Annotated in this window: 10 protein-coding genes, 1 tRNA gene and 1 pseudogene; 7 read left to right on the top strand and 5 right to left on the bottom strand. The window is 64.4% G+C overall.

Annotated elements, in window-relative coordinates:
• Positions 1-12: 12 nt before the first annotated feature.
• Positions 13-1482, bottom strand: a complete 1470-nt coding sequence (locus ACI1US_RS00160) for a helix-turn-helix domain-containing protein (RefSeq protein WP_461637183.1) — start codon at positions 1480-1482, stop codon at positions 13-15.
• Positions 1483-1607: 125 nt separating this feature from the next.
• Here ACI1US_RS00160 and ACI1US_RS00165 point away from each other — a divergent pair, with 125 nt between their 5' ends.
• The 4 genes from ACI1US_RS00165 (at position 1608) to ACI1US_RS00180 (ending at position 7263) form a co-directional block, all read left to right on the top strand.
• Positions 1608-3443 carry a phosphoenolpyruvate carboxykinase (GTP) gene (locus ACI1US_RS00165; RefSeq protein ID WP_416549787.1) on the top strand — a complete coding sequence of 612 codons (1836 nt, stop codon included), beginning with the start codon at positions 1608-1610 and terminating at the stop codon, positions 3441-3443.
• Between the two features lie 173 nt (positions 3444-3616).
• A complete protein-coding gene (locus ACI1US_RS00170; RefSeq protein ID WP_461637185.1) occupies positions 3617-6403 on the top strand; it encodes a choice-of-anchor Q domain-containing protein in 2787 nt (928 codons plus the stop codon).
• Positions 6404-6516: 113 nt separating this feature from the next.
• Positions 6517-6593 (top strand) — tRNA-Leu (locus ACI1US_RS00175).
• 238 nt (positions 6594-6831) lie between these two features.
• Entirely contained in the window at positions 6832-7263 is a 432-nt protein-coding gene (locus tag ACI1US_RS00180; protein WP_461637187.1) for a PACE efflux transporter, read from the top strand.
• A 136-nt stretch (positions 7264-7399) separates the two neighbouring features.
• On the opposite strand, the gene ACI1US_RS00185 is transcribed toward ACI1US_RS00180, so the two are convergent.
• The 3 genes from ACI1US_RS00185 to ACI1US_RS00195 all read right to left on the bottom strand — a co-directional run bounded on the left by ACI1US_RS00185 (position 7400) and on the right by ACI1US_RS00195 (position 9969).
• Positions 7400-7567: a hypothetical protein gene (locus tag ACI1US_RS00185; protein ID WP_461637189.1), complete on the bottom strand. Its 168-nt coding sequence runs from the start codon at positions 7565-7567 to the stop codon at positions 7400-7402.
• A 176-nt stretch (positions 7568-7743) separates the two neighbouring features.
• Positions 7744-9027 carry an InlB B-repeat-containing protein gene (locus ACI1US_RS00190; protein ID WP_461637191.1) on the bottom strand — a complete coding sequence of 428 codons (1284 nt, stop codon included), beginning with the start codon at positions 9025-9027 and terminating at the stop codon, positions 7744-7746.
• 165 nt (positions 9028-9192) lie between these two features.
• Positions 9193-9969, bottom strand: coding sequence for an IclR family transcriptional regulator (locus ACI1US_RS00195; RefSeq protein ID WP_461637193.1), 777 nt, complete (start codon positions 9967-9969; stop codon positions 9193-9195).
• A gap of 144 nt (positions 9970-10113) precedes the next feature.
• On the opposite strand from ACI1US_RS00195, the gene ACI1US_RS00200 reads away from it, so the two are divergent.
• Entirely contained in the window at positions 10114-10821 is a 708-nt protein-coding gene (locus ACI1US_RS00200; RefSeq protein WP_461637195.1) for a CoA transferase subunit A, read from the top strand.
• Between the two features lie 2 nt (positions 10822-10823).
• On the top strand, positions 10824-11462 hold the full coding sequence (locus ACI1US_RS00205; RefSeq protein ID WP_461637197.1) for a CoA transferase subunit B: 639 nt from the start codon (positions 10824-10826) through the stop codon (positions 11460-11462).
• A 74-nt stretch (positions 11463-11536) separates the two neighbouring features.
• On the opposite strand, the gene ACI1US_RS00210 is transcribed toward ACI1US_RS00205, so the two are convergent.
• Positions 11537-13240, bottom strand: a complete 1704-nt coding sequence (locus ACI1US_RS00210; RefSeq protein WP_461637199.1) for an InlB B-repeat-containing protein — start codon at positions 13238-13240, stop codon at positions 11537-11539.
• Positions 13241-13825: 585 nt separating this feature from the next.
• Here ACI1US_RS00210 and ACI1US_RS00215 point away from each other — a divergent pair.
• Positions 13826-15044 (top strand): annotated as a pseudogene (locus ACI1US_RS00215) (hypothetical protein); the annotation flags it as partial.

A 15044-nucleotide genomic window follows, 5' to 3' on the forward strand; every position in this document is an offset into this window, starting at 1 on the left:
GCGCGCTGCGCGCTAGACCTCGGGTGCATGCTTCGAAAGGAACTCGTACATCGACGTGTCGTCCACGCCGGGGAAGGTGCCCGTCGGCAGCGGCGACAGTACGTGTTGGTGCATGCGCGCGCTCGGCCAGGCCTTGCCCTCCCACCGTTCCCTAAGTGTCGGGGCTGCAGCGCGGCAGCAGGACTCGTCCGGGCAGGTCGAGCGCTTCCTCACCTGCGTGTCGCGCCCGCGGAACCAGCGCGCGTCATCAAATTGCACGCCACACGCGATTGCGAACGGTCCGAGCTCGGCGTCGCCGGTCTGCACGCTCGTCCAATACGTTCCGTTCGGGGTGTCCGTGAACTGGTAGAACTCGCTCGTGCGGTTCTGTCGGTTGAAAGCCGTGCGGCCGCCCCACTTCGCGCAAAGCAGCTCGCCCTCGATCGCCCCGCCCTCATCCTCTGGAAACGGGAGGCCGTCGTTCGCATAGCCGCGCACGAGTGTCCCGGCGCCATCGGTGCGGTAGTGGTGCACGCGCAGGTCGAGGTGCCTGGTCGCGAGATTCGTGAAGCGGTGCGCTGCAGCCTCGTGCGTGACGCCGAACGCATCACGGAGATCCTCAATCGCGAGATTTCGTTCTCGTTTTGCCTGCTGCAGGTATTCGACCGCACGCTCTTCGGGGAGGAGGCATGCTGCGGCGAAATAGTTGATCTGGAGACGCTGTTCGAGAAATTGCGCATAACTTCGCGGCTCAGAATGCCCCAAAACGCGGTGGCCCATCGCCTGGAGTGCTAGGGAGCGCAGCCCATGGCCGCCGGGGATCGACGTCGGCGGCAGATAGATGCGCCCATTTTCGAGGTCGGTGATGCTTCGTGTGTTCGGCGGCAGGTCGTCCACGAAGATGAGTGTGAAGCCGAGGATCTCGGCGAGAATCGCAACGTCGCGGTGAGTGACTGCGCCGACGGTGTGGCCGATTCGCTCCATGAGTTCGGAGGCGATCTGCTCGATGTCGGGGAGGTAGTTGTCGAGCTCCTGCATCTTGATGCGAATCGAAGTGTTGGCTCGACGGGCCTCCTCAGAAGTCGTCGCGGCAGCGCGGGTCCGCCGTGCCAGCTCGCGGTGCAGGCCAATGACCGCCTCAAGAGTGTCGTCATTCAGCGCGCGTGGAGAACGGATGCGGGGGAGGCCCAACTGCTCGTAGCCCGGAGTCGATTGTGAGCGCTCCAACTCGATCTCAAGCTCGCTGCGCCGGTCTGGTGCCTCGGTGTTGAGAAGCTCACCGGGGTCGATATCGAGGGCGCGGGCGACGGCCTGAATGAGGGTGAGCTTCGGCTCCCGCTTTCCGTTCTCGATGAGCGAGAGTTGGCTCGCGACGACACCCACCCGGGTCCCGAGTTGCTCGAGTGTGAGCCCTGCCTCGCTGCGGAAGTGTCGCAGGCGCTTGCCGAGCACAAGTCGGTCGATTGTTGCGGCGCTGAGCGAAGGTACAGAAACCTGGTCCATAATTTGACTATATGGCAATAAGTCGAAAAATTGTCACGCTGTTTGGTAAATGTTCACCGAAAGCGGCATCCAGAATAGGAATACACGCCAAGTTCGACGGCACCACTTAGGGAGAAACCGAAGGCATGAGCATTACCACCCTCGCTTCGATCGCAGATCTGGTTCGCGAAAACGCAACCACCACCAACCCCGAGATCCTCACCTGGGTCACGGAGGTTGCTGAGCTTACTCAGCCAGACTCGATCTATTGGTGCGACGGTTCGCAGGACGAGTGGAACCGCATCACCAGCGAGATGGTCGAAGCTGGTTCACTGATTCCCCTGAACAAGAACCTTCGCCCCGGCAGCTTCCTCGCTCGCTCAAACCCGAGCGACGTCGCACGCGTCGAAGATCGCACCTTCATCTGCTCGGAGAACGAAGCAGACGCAGGCCCCACAAACAACTGGGTAGCTCCCGACGCGATGCGTGCAGAGCTCATGCCCAAGTTCGAGGGATCGATGCGCGGCCGCACCATGTACGTCGTGCCCTTCTCGATGGGTCCTGTCGGCGGTGCAATCACGCAGCTCGGTGTCGAAATCACCGACTCCCCGTACGCAGTGCTGAACATGCGCATCATGACTCGCATGGGTCAGGCGGCGCTCGACGGGATTCTCCCTGGAGGCGAATGGGTGCGCACCGTGCACTCGGTCGGTGCTCCGCTCGCTGAGGGCGAGGCCGATGTTCCGTGGCCGTGCAACGACCTGAAGTACATCACGCACTTCCCCGAGACCCTCGAGGTCTGGTCGTACGGTTCGGGCTACGGCGGTAACGCGCTGCTCTCGAAGAAGTGCTTCGCGCTGCGCATCGCATCGGTGATGGGCAAGAACGAGGGCTGGCTCGCGGAGCACATGCTGCTCCTCAAGCTCACGAACACTGAGACAGGCAAGGACTACCACCTCTCGGCGGCGTTCCCGTCTGCCTGCGGCAAGACGAACCTCGCAATGCTGCAGCCGACCATCCCTGGCTGGAAGGTCGAGACCATTGGCGACGACATCGCCTGGCTCCGCCCGGGCACCGATGGTCGCCTCTACGCGATTAACCCCGAGGCGGGCTTCTTCGGCGTCGCACCGGGCACTGGCGAGAGCACGAACCCGGTCGCCATGGACACCCTGTGGGGTAACACCGTCTTCACGAACGTTGCACTCACCGATGACGGCGACGTCTGGTGGGAGGGCATGACCGACAAGGTTCCCGCGCACCTCACTGACTGGCAGGGTAACGACTGGACCCCAGAGTCTGGCCGTCCGGCAGCGCACCCGAACTCGCGCTTCACCGTGCCGATCCAGCAGACTCCGACGCTTGCCGATGACTGGTTCGAGCACGACGGTGTTCCGCTCGACGCGATCCTCTTCGGCGGACGCCGCGCGACCAACGTGCCGCTCGTCGCGCAGTCGCGCTCGTGGAACCATGGCGTCTTCATCGGCGCGACGATCTCCTCAGAGAAGACTGCTGCCCAGGAGGGCACCGTCGGCGAGCTGCGCCGCGACCCGTTCGCGATGCTTCCGTTCTGTGGCTACAACATGGCCGACTACTGGGGCCACTGGCTCGAGATGGGCGAGAAGCTCGGCGACAAGGCTCCGAAGATCTTCCAGGTGAACTGGTTCCGCAAGGGCGACGACGGCCGCTTCCTCTGGCCTGGCTTCGGCGATAACTCGCGCGTGATCGACTGGGTGATCCGCTCGGTCGAGGGCGAGCACACTGGCCGCGAGACCCCGATCGGAATCGTCCCTGCAGACGGCGAGCTGAACCTTGACGGCATCGAAGAGGTTGCAAATGACCTCGACGAGATCTTCGAGATCGATCCCACCTCATGGCTTGCTGAAGCAGACCTCACCGAAGAGTTCTTTGCACAGTTCGGCGACCGCCTTCCCGAGGCGCTGAACGCTGAACTTGCGGGGCTGCGCGAGCGCCTCGGCAAGTAGCACGCAGCTACCCCGACACAGAGACACCCGGCCTCAACCAGGCCGGGTGTCTCTCTGCGTATAGCGGAGTGAGCGGCAGTGGTGCCCCGTCATTCGCGAAACTCTAGTCTTGTATCCAGTGCATCTCCCAGGTAGCGTAAATGACATTTGTCTGAGTTTTAGAAGGAGACGGTATGCAGGGAAGCACGCGCGCTCTTATTGCTAGCGGAATGGGGCTCGCGCTGGTGCTTGCCGGGACCGCTCCGCTGCAGCCACCAACGCCAGCGAGCGAAGTCGCGGGCGATGCGGCTTCGTTCGAGCGGTCGCCGCTGCCTAGTGGCTCAACGATCAAGGTGACTGCCACGGGGGATTCCGGCGCAGGCACTTTCGGCGCAGCCATCGACCTCGCAAACGCGACTCCTGGGCCCGACACGATCGAGTTCGAGGCGGGTCTCGAAACTACTCTCACCGGCGCTTGGACGGTTGACGAGGGTATTACGATCAAGGGCACCGGAGCCACCGTGCGCTGGCAGCCCGCAAATCCCGACACTGAATCCTGGCTCACCGCCGAGGGTGCCCCTGTGCAAATATCAGACCTCACGCTCGCTCTCGAGACTGAATCGTGGGAACCTCTGATCCAGGTGAACGACGCACCAAGCGAATTCACGACGGTCCTCGAGAACGTGACCTTCCGAGACCCCTTTTCTGGCGGACTCCGGGTTGAGGGCTCGGAGAGCGCCGTCGAAGTTGTGGGGATCACCGCCTCAGGAATTGTCGACGATGATGACGACGCAGACGAAATTGCGGTCATCGAGCTGTGGGAGGCGAACGGCGGTTTCTCGCTCACTGACAGCAGGTTCGTTGACCTCTCAACCGTGGCAGTCGCACTCTCAGGCGCGCAGATCTCTGCGCCGGGGCAGGTACTTGTGCGCGGAAACACGTTCTCGAACATCGACGTGGCTGAGGCAGAGTTCACCGGCATGGCGCTGCATCTCGATGACATATCACCGTTGGACGAGACCACGCGCGCCGAACCCATGGTGCTGGTGACCGAGAACACCTTTGAGAATGTTCGCGGCTGGGGAGAAGCTGTCGTGTCCGTCTCTGACGTAGAGGGCGGCGTCGGATTCCACGACAACACTCTCACTGGAAACAACTCCCTCAGTTCTACCGCGTCTTTCGAGAGCCTCGAGGGTGCGTTCGGCGCTGAGAGCCCGGCGTTGGTCATCACCGATGTGGCACTCGCTGGGAACACTGCTGAATACTCAGTGCTCCGTGTCGAAGGCATCACCGCGGGGGTGGCGATCGAAGAGGTCACCGTGACAGATTCCAAGGTCGGAGACGCGGGCCTCACTGCGTACGGGATCTCAAATGATGGGGAGGCGGCGAACGCTGCAGTGACGTTGCGCGACGTGACGATCGATGGTGTGCGCGGACTCACCGAAGACGAACCCCCCTCCGCTGGCCTGGAATTTGTGGAGATATTTATCGATATCGACATGGAGCGCGTCGCCGTTTCAGATGTCGTCGCCAACGAGGGCGCTGCGATGATCTCTGAGACCGCGGGTGGCGTGCGGGTGAGCGCTTCTCGGTTTGTCGACAGCACGGGACACGGGCTCACCATGGAATATGTCGAGCTCCCGAACAACGGCCAGGTGCACGTCAACGACTCTGAGTTCTCACGGAACTCGCTGATGTCCGGCGGGAGCGGTGCAGGCCTCATGATCGAGGCAGAGTCTGAGGAGGGGCGCGATAGCCCGCTCGTCGAGATCCACACCTCGTCCTTCGCCGATAACCTCGGCGGGGACTCCGCGGGGCTCGGGATCCTCACTACCGGAAGCGGTGCCAATGCCGCAGGCCCCAACATCCTCGTAGACAGCAGCACGTTCTCGAACCCGATGGCCGTTCCCGTGAAGCGATCGGTCGGCGCGAGCGACGTGTATCTCGAGGACGCGACAGGGGTGAACGGATCCGAACCAGCGATCACCGTACGGAACTCGACTGTCGAGCGGCGTGACGCCTTCGCCCCCGAAGTTCCGGGCATTATCGCGGTCGCATCCGGCAACGGCGCACTCATCGAACACGTTTCGATGCCCGGTGCCGGTACCGCGCTGACGTGCGGCGACGGGAGAGCAGCAACCGTTCGGAACTCCGCACTGGGCGCTGACGGGCTGCCAGCGGTTCAGCTCACCGATGACTGCGAGTTTTCCGGCGAAGCCAACACCCTCACGATGCTCGGCGACGCTCCGGCCGGGGCAGGGGAAGAGCTGCCGGTCGCAGACTGGCAGCTCGGCGAGCTCGCCGACAACGGGGGAGCAACCCAGACGCTGCTGCCTGAATCGACGTCGCCGCTGCTCGACTCCGGCGTCACGAGCACGGTGGTTGTGGATCAGCGGGGGATCGCCCGACCCCAAGCCGGCGGGCCCGATCGGGGCGCTGTGGAGGTCGAAGAACTCGTTCCAGCGCTCAGCACGCTCGAGATCGGCCCCGATGTGACTGTGGAGGCAGGATCGCCTGCGACCCTCACCGTGACCCGTTCCGGGCCGGCCGAGGAAGCAGCAACCGTCGCGGTGGAGCTGCGCGATGGCACTGCCGTTGCCGGGGTCGACTACGCCGCGAAACGCTACGAGCTCTCGTGGGCAGCGGGCGACACCGCAGCGCAGAAGATCGCCGTGACGACGCTGGAGCACAAGCCGGGATCGCGTGCGCTGACCGCTCAGCTCGCCTCGCCGACCGGCGCGGAACTTGGCGCTCGCCAGGCCGCGACGGTGACGATCACCCAGGAGGATCCGGCGATTACCCCGCCGAAGCCGCCTGGGCCGCCGACGGTCATCGATCCGCCCACCGCTGTGAAGCCCCCGCTGTCTGAGACCGGATCGGGCGGATGGCTGCCACTCGCAGGCCTCGCTGCGGCGCTGCTCGCAGCTGGAGCGTTCGCGCTTGTCGCTCGCGCTCGCAGCCGGAGGGCCCGGGAGATCTAGCGGGACCGAAGGCCTTACGGCTCGGTGAGCTGTGTCGGTGCGAAGAGCATAGACACAGCTCACCGCGCCGAGAGGGGTCGAGCTAGCCCCGCCGCTGTGGGAAGATTGCTACACCCCCTATAGCCCAACTGGCAGAGGCAGGAGACTTAAAATCTCTTCAGTCAGGGTTCGAATCCCTGTGGGGGGACCACGCTCGCCGCATCTCTCCAAGAGCGCACTGGGCTGTGCTGACCAAGCGCACACTGGGCTGTGCTGACCGCTGGATCCGGCTGAACGCCGCTATCGTTCGAAGCTGCACAGCGATTGATCAGTCAAGCTCGATAATTTGGGAAACGGCGAGAAGCATGTGCTTGATTCGCCGTATCACTCACTTCATGGACGTGAAACCTACAAGGACTTCCCATGGACTCACTTGTAGGAGGGCATTTATGTCTGCCATTTTGCGTCGGTTCATCTACGTGGTCACGTACGAGGTGACCGCGATCCTGTTCATCTCTCTGGCCCTCATGGCGCTCGGCTACGGAGGCCAAGGCTCTACCCTTGTGGCGGTTGTTTCGTCGACCGTCGCACTCATCTGGAACTTCGTGTGGACCTCACTGTTCGAGGCATGGGAGAAACGACAGGTCTCGCACACCCGCACCGTGCCACGTAGGATCGCACACGCCATCGGCTTCGAAGGGGGGCTGATCGTTTTCTTGATCCCGCTGCTCGCATGGATTCTGCGCATCAGCCTGCTTGACGCACTCATCCTCGAGGTCGGCATCCTTGTCTTTTTCCTCGTCTACACGTTCGCGTTTGCGTGGCTGTTCGACATCGTTTTACCACAGGCGAAACGTAGCGACGGCGGCAGCGTCATCTGACGGCTCACGGGATGGCGGCCGTTATGCCGGGGAGGGTGCCTCTCGGCTTTCGGCCCCTCCCAGGCGCACGGCACAGGGGGCGGGCCAGGCGCGCAGAGGCCCGCAGAGGCTCTCAGAGGCCCGCAGAGGCCGGCAACTACACGTTGTACGGCGCAGTGTTCTTGTCGTCTTTTTCAGGGTGGCGGATGAGGCCCGGATCAGACTGGCCCTTGCGGGGATCCTCGTTCCCTGCGAACTTTTCTTCAGCACCGTCCATCACCGGCGCATCAACGGTCTCTTCGTCGGGGTTCTTCTTTTCGTTCATGTTGTCCTCCGCTCTCGTCGTTGGCCCACCACCATACGCCTCGAACATGAAGACTGCGGGTCCGTGAGATTGCCGTTAGTTGCGGCCCCCGCACGCGAGTCGCTTCAGCGGCACTGACCGGCCGAACTCGCCCAGTGAGGGGGAACGTTCAGGGAGGGGGAACGTCGATGGGTTCCTTACGGCTGGAACACCCGGCGCGTGAGCAGAGCGGTGCCGGCGAGGAATGCGAGGAGGGCGAGGCCGGCGAGTGGCCCGGCGAATCCGGGGGCGGCTGAGCCTGAGTCCGCGAGTTGTAGGGTGGGGCCCTGTGGCGGAGGCGGTGTGGCAGCGGGCGGAGCCGGCGTCTCCGTGTCGATTACCGGCGGCGTCGGAACGACGGGTGTAGTGGTCTCGTTCCACCCCGCCGTGAGCGTGAACGCGCCGGTGACCGGCGTGGCAAAGTCATATTTCTCGGACAGCGTCGCGTCGGTGAACCAGCCCGTGAAAGCGTGTCCGTCTCGCGTGGGTTCTGTGGGCACCGTGAGGGTGCCACCGTGCTGAACGCGCTCGGGGGAGACCGCAGTGCCGCCTGCGCTGTCGAACGTGACGGGGTAGGTCTTCGCGACCCAGCCGGCGTAGAGCGTCATCGACGTTGGGACAGTCGTGGCGAAATCGAACGGTGACGTTGTAGCGGCGTCGACGAACCAGCCGCTGAAGGTGAAGCCCTCGCGGCTGGGGGCGGCGGGCTCTGCGACGGTCTCTCCGACTGTGGTGGTCGCGGGCGGTACAGGGGATCCTCCCGCACTGTCGAACGACACGGTGCAGACCGCAGAGGTGTCGTATTTCTGCCAAGCCGGGTAGCTGAAGCCGGTCGCGTCGCAGTGGTATTTCAGCGTGAGCCCATAGCCCTCACCGAAAGGACCGAACTGCCCAGCGTTTTGCATTTCGGGCGCGGTCATGCCGGCAAACCAGACCTCGGTCAGAGGTGAGAAGCCAAACGCGGCGAACCCGATAGCCGGCAGGTGAGCCGGAATGGTCACCGTCTCCAACTGGTTGATGAAAAAGGCGAAGTCGTCGAGCGTTGTGAGGTTTGGGGGCAGCGCGATGCTCGTGATCGCGTTGTCTCGAAAGGCCGAGTCTCCGATGGTGGTGACGCTGTCCGGGAGCGTGACTGTTTCGAGTCCCTTCTGCTCGAACGCGGATGGCCCAACTGACGTGACGGCGTACTCAGTACCGTTGATGCTCACCGCCCCAGGGATATCGACGCTGCTCCCGAACGACTGGTCGTATCCGGTGACCGCGGCACCCTTGCTGGGGTCTGCATCGTCGGCCGAAAATGTCATGCCGTTGTGGAGTGCCGAGACGGGCGCGGCCTGTGCAGCGTGGCTCGGAAGCAGGAGCATTCCGGCCGTAAGCGCAAGCGCGAATGTGGCTGCTGTGGTGGCGGCCAGTGCTCCTCGAGGTCGTGAACGTTTTGCCATGGGAGCACTCCTCTGTGCATGCGGAATATCCTTCTGTTTTCCATTGCGTTAGCAATGTGAATTCAGTAGGGACAGCGTAGATGCCCGCGGTGCCGCTGCGCAAGCGTTTGGCGAGGGGCCATCAAGCTGGGGGAGCCAGAGCGACCGCGCCGGAGCGCCCCGCGGCTACCGCAGCGCGAGCTGCTCGGTGAGTCGGTGCGCATGCTCGAGGAGCAGTCTGCCGAGTTCGGGGATCCGCTCCGGTGAGAACCTGGATTCGACGCCCGTGAGCGTGAGTGCCCAGGCGGGCTGCCCGGTGCGCGAGAAGACCGCGGCACCGAGTCCCCAGCTGCCCGGCACGATGAGGCCCGGGTTGACCGCGTAGCCCGCACGGCGGGTCTCTGCAATGCGCTCCCGGATCTCGGTCTCCGAGTGTTCTTGCCCGTACTCCGAAGCGAGGCGCGCTTCGGCGAGGTAGCTATCGACCGCGGCCGGGGGCAGGTATGAGAGGATCGCGAGCCCGGCCGAGGCGACGCCGAGCGGGAAGCGCTTGCCCTCGTGGAGCACGAACGAGCGAATTGGGAAGCTCCCGTCTTGCCGCTCGAGGCACACTGTCTCGTGGCCCCGTCGCACCGAGAAGAAGGCGCTCTCGCCGGTCGCTGAAGCGAGCGCAGCGACATGCGTGCGCGCGATCTCGGTGACGTCGTAGCGATCTGCGGCGACCACGCCCATGAGGTACAGTTCCGGCCCGAGCAGCCATGCGCCGGTGTGGGGTTCCCGGTCGACGAAGCCCTCGTCTGCGAGTGCGGAGAGGAGCCGGTGCGCGGTTGGCCTGGTGAGTCCTGCGGCGCGAGCGAGCTCAGTGGTGCTCGCCCCGGCGGGCATTGCGGCGCTCAGCGCTCGGAGCACCTGGGCGATTCGGCCGACAACCTGAGCTCCCGGCGTGCGCGTGCGTGTGTCCATATTGTGAACGATAGCACGCGTCGCAATCACGAGGTGAGCGATTCGACACCGACGCGCCAGCAAGGGTTGCGCGCGATTCCTGCGAGGTCCTACGCTCGCAGCAACGCGGAGAATTGCCCGCATGGTGAACGGAGGGTGGCGAAGGTGGCATCAAAAACGTGGAACAGTGCGGCTGCAGCGATTGCCGAGGTCGCGCGAGACGGCATGACTGTGGCGGTCGGCGGATTCGGTCTGTGCGGGATCCCTCACAACCTCATTGTCGCGCTGCGCGACACCGGGGTGAAGGATCTCACGGTGGTCTCAAACAACATGGGCGTTGACGGCGAGGGGCTTGGCCTGCTGCTTGAAAACAATCAGGTGCGCCGAGTGCTCGGCTCGTACGTCGGCGAGAACAAGCTGTTCGCCGAGCAGTACCTCAGCGGCAGCCTCGAGGTCGAGTTCGTGCCGCAGGGCACGCTCGCCGAGCGACTTCGCGCCGGCGGCTCGGGAATTCCAGCGTTCTACACGCCCACGGGAGTCGGCACCCCGATCGCCGAGGGAAAGCCCGAGGCGGAGTTCGACGGTAAACGCGTGATCCTCGAGCGCGGTATCGTTGCCGACCTCGCGCTCGTCCGCGCCCACACAGCCGACCCCGAGGGCAACCTGCGCTACCGACTCACTGCGCAGAACTTCAACCCGCTCGTCGCGATGTCGGGCAGGGTCACCATTGCCGAGGTTGAGCACCTCGAGAGCGAGTACCTCGACCCCGAGCGCATCAACACCCCAGGAGTGTTCGTGCAGCGCCTCGTCGCGGTCGAGGACACGCACAAGGTCATTGAGCAGCGCACTGTTCGTACGCGAGAGGCGGTCTAACCATGTGGACACGAGATGAAATGGCCGCGATTGCTGCGGAGGAGCTCGAGGACGGACAGTACGTGAACCTCGGCATCGGCATTCCGACGCTCGTCGCGAATCACCTGCCGAAAGGCGTGAGCGTGATGCTGCAGAGCGAGAATGGGATCCTCGGCATGGGCCAGTTCCCTTACGAGGGCGAGGAAGACGCCGACCTCATCAACGCTGGCAAGCAGACCGTCACTCTGGTTCCCGGCGCCTCGATCTTCGACTCCGCACAGTCATTCGGCATGATCCGCGGCGGGCACGTGCAGACCGCGATTCTCGGAGCGCTGCAGGTCGCAGGCAATGGCGATCTCGCGAACTGGACGATCCCGGGCAAGCTCGTGAAGGGCATGGGCGGCGCGATGGATCTTGTCTCTGGCACACCTCGCGTGATCGTGATTACCGACCACGTCGCGAAGGACGGATCGCCAAAGATCGTCGCCGAGTGCGACCTGCCGCTCACTGGCGCGGGAGTGGTGGATCGGATCATCTCCGACCGTGCTGTGTTCGACATCGAGGCGGGGGCGCTCGTGCTCCGCCGCATCGCTCCGGGACACACCGAGGACGAGCTACGCGAGACCACGGGTGCCGCGTTCACGGTGGATCTCGAAGCTTAGCGGCGCGAGTCCAGCGGAGGGCTGGCTCGGGGCGGTGCGCGGTAGCTTCGCGCACCGCCCCGAGTGCTTTCGAGCTAAGCTCCGGCGCGGCGTCCGGCGAGGCGTCGGGCAACGATCAGTACGGCTCCGAGGAGCGCTAGCGCTGCCGCGGCCACACCGAGCATTGTGAACTGCTCACCGCCTGTCGCTGACAGCTGAGCGGCGGGACCCTCCGCCGAGGGCTGCGTGGGAGGGGTGGTCACAGTGGGCGGGGTAGTCACTGTCGGAGGCACGATCGTGGGAGAGATTTCCGACCACGTCGCCGTGAGTGCGGTGTCAGCGGTGATCGGCGTCGCAAAATCGAACGCGGCTCCTGCAGCGTCGATCCACCCGTCGAAGCGGTGACCCGCCCGTGTTGGATCGGTGCCCGGCTCCGCGGCGGTGTCGCCTGCCGTGACGGACTGCGCTGGGAAGTCGCCGGCGCCCCCCGCGAGATCGAAGGTGACCAGGTACTGGGCCGCGGGCGCCACCGTCCACGACGCGTACAGCGTGGTGTTTTCGATGATGGGAGTGTCGAAACTGAACGCTGTGCCCGATGCGTCTACCCAACCGCCGAAGTCGTAGCCGTCACGGGTGGGCTCGGTTGCGGGAAGCGTGGCGAGACTACCACCGATAACGAGCTGCTCGGGGACGTTTCCGCTGCCCTCGGCGAGGTCGAACGTCACGACGAACTCTCGTTCGATTGCGAGGGTCATGAGTCCCTCCATGTATTTGGTGCTGCCGTCGAACAGCCAGTGGTGGTACTGGAGCTCTTGGGCGTCAGCAAGCTGCGCAACATCCCATGTGATGGTGAGGAGGCGGGCGGCTTCATCCCACGCGGTGGAACCGTTGGACGGGAGGTACTCGAGGGGGACAGGCTGCTTCAACGGGGCGGACGTGTTCTGCATGTCCCGTGCCGGGTGGGTGTAGGTCACCGAGGTAGCGCCGGCCGGGATTCGAAGCGTGTCGCGAGTCTGCATGTGTCCCGCGAGCAGCGACTGCGTCTTGCGGTCCAGCTCGCTCAGATCGAAGACGCCCGTGGTATCAATGTTGAGCGCTCGAAGGTTCGTGAGCTGACCGATGCCCGCGATGCTGCGGATCTCAGTGTTGCCGCTCACGTTCAGTGAAACGAGTGTCTCGCGCTGCAACAGCGGCTCGATCGACGTGATCGTGTTTGCCATCGGCGACGACGAGGAACTATTGCTCGCGCTGAGATCCTCCAAAACTGGGGCTTGTGCCAGCTTCGCGAGTTTGGCGTCGTCGATCTGCGCGGTGCGCACCTCTACGAGTTCCAGCCGCTGCAGCCCGGCGAATACGTCGAACCCGCTGCTCAGCGGGTTCGAGCCGATCCAGAGTTCCTGCAGCCCGCTTCCGGCGAGACCCGAGACATCGGTAATGCTGTTGCCCATGACGGTGAGCGACTTGAGCGCGGGGAAGGTTGCCGCGCCGTCGAGCGAAGCGAGCTGGTTCGAGCGGACATCAATTTCCTCGAGCCCACTGAGTGGTGCCAACTCTTCGAGCGAAGCTAGGTCTGCGCTCCGCATCGTGAATGAGGTGATGCCCGCGAGTTGCTCATCCGTGGGCACGTCGTTGACGCCCATGGCGAGCGTCCCCGCGATGGTTTCAGCCACGGAGGCTCGCGGAAAGAGCTCTGTGATTGTCTCGCCCGCTGCGTGCGCCGCTGTCGGCGCGAGCAGGCCAGCGAGCAGCGCGAAGGCTCCCGTGGTCGCCACAAGTCGATAACGTCTACGCTCGTTCATGATCCCCCTAGCAGATGCGGATGTGCCGCTGGGGCATTCTGCCCCTTTAGACACGGTAATCCCAAATAAAGTGATCAGACAAGACTGTGGATGAGCTGAGTAATACCTGGCATTGAAACTGAGCACACCCTTGCGGTTTTCTTGGCAAAAACGATGCGTCTGAGTAGTCCACTCAGGCCCCGGGGGGAAACTCCCCGCACGCCGGTGCGGGCGCACTACGCTGGGGGTATGGCATTCGCGAAGACCCTCCTCGTTGCGCTGATTCTCTGCGCCGTGCTCGCAGGGCTTTACACTCGGCTGCGGCTTTGGCGCAGGCGGAGGCGCGACGACTCGAGCTAATCAGTTGCTGTGGGAAGCCAAAGCTATTCCGGTGATAAAGCTAGGGTTTCTTGCTGCTTAAGCACTGCTGACTCTAAGCTGCAAGAAACGCGTGGTTCGGCTGCGAAGCAACCGCTTCTCGACGGGGTCGAGGAACGGCACCCGAGTGCTGCGCTCAAACTCCGGGGGAAAGCCATGGAACACCGCACGCGACGAACACATCGATTCCACGTAGGAACAGCCCTCGCTGCTGTACTCACCGCCGGCATGCTCGCTGCCCCAACCGCAGCACAGGCCGCGGCACCGGAGTACAACCTGACCAGCGGCGGAATTGGCGTCGCCGTGCAGGGCGACGTCGCGCGCGTGACCCAGAGCGGGAACACCACGGAGGTTCCCCTCACGGAAGCCGTGGTCATTACCTCCGGCGGCAGCACGACTACCAACCGTATCCGAGTGAATACCTCCGGGCTCGCGGCCGAGGACGTCCTCACCGTCCGGCTGAGCAACGCGCGAATCAGTAGCGGTAGCAGCCCCGTCACGCTCTCCGGCTCCGGAGCCGGCCAGCTCCGGCTTGAGTTACTGGGCGAGAATTCCGCTGACAGCACGGGCGATGCCGGCGTCGCCGTGCTCACCCCGACCGACACCGTGATCGATGTGCCCGCGGGCTTTGCTGACTCTGCCGGATCCCTCACCGCCTCCGCGATCAGCTCCGCGGGCATCGGCGCATACACTGTGCTCGGCCGCGCAGATGATCCCGACGAGGACCCCGCGACCCGACTCCCCGGGGTGAACGTTTTCCCCGACTGGCATCTCCTCGGCGCTGATGCTCCTACCGACAGCTACGCCGGGGAGACCGAGACCTACGCGGGCGAGGGACACGGCGTCACGATCCGCGGCGGCACGATCAGCGCGACGTCCGTCTACGGTGCCGGCATTGGGGGTGCTGAGGGCGTGAACGGAACCAACTCCGATCCCGTGGTCATTCTCGGCGGGCACGTCACAGCGCGCAGCGATCACGGCGCCGCGATCGGCGGCGGCAACGGCGGCAGCTGGTCGATGGTGTCCATCGGCGGCGGCTTCGTCGACGCGTTCTCCGACTTCGGCGAGGCCATCGGCGGCGGCTGGACCGGTGGTACCCGCTCGGGAGCTCCGGTGTGGATCGACGGGGGCACCGTGCTCGCGCACACCAACAGCAAAGCACCGTTCAGCAACCGCTCGCGCTACCCCGTGACCATCGCTGGCGGCTCCGTTCAGGCTTACGGCGGTAAGACCGCCACCGCGTTCGGCGCGCTGTCTTCCCCGGTCTTCCCGGCTGTGGCCCGCGTGCTGCCCGATACCGACGGAGCACCGATTACGCTCAGTGTCCCGGCGATCCCCGGCTATGGCACGGACGATGTTGTTACGACGACGATGCTCGCGGGTACACCGGGAACGAACAACACGCCAGGCTGGGTCTCCCCGTGGCTCCCCGCCGATCCCGTGGCTG

It is taken from the genome of Leucobacter sp. BZR 635, from assembly GCF_048061935.2.
GTDB lineage: Bacteria > Actinomycetota > Actinomycetes > Actinomycetales > Microbacteriaceae > Leucobacter.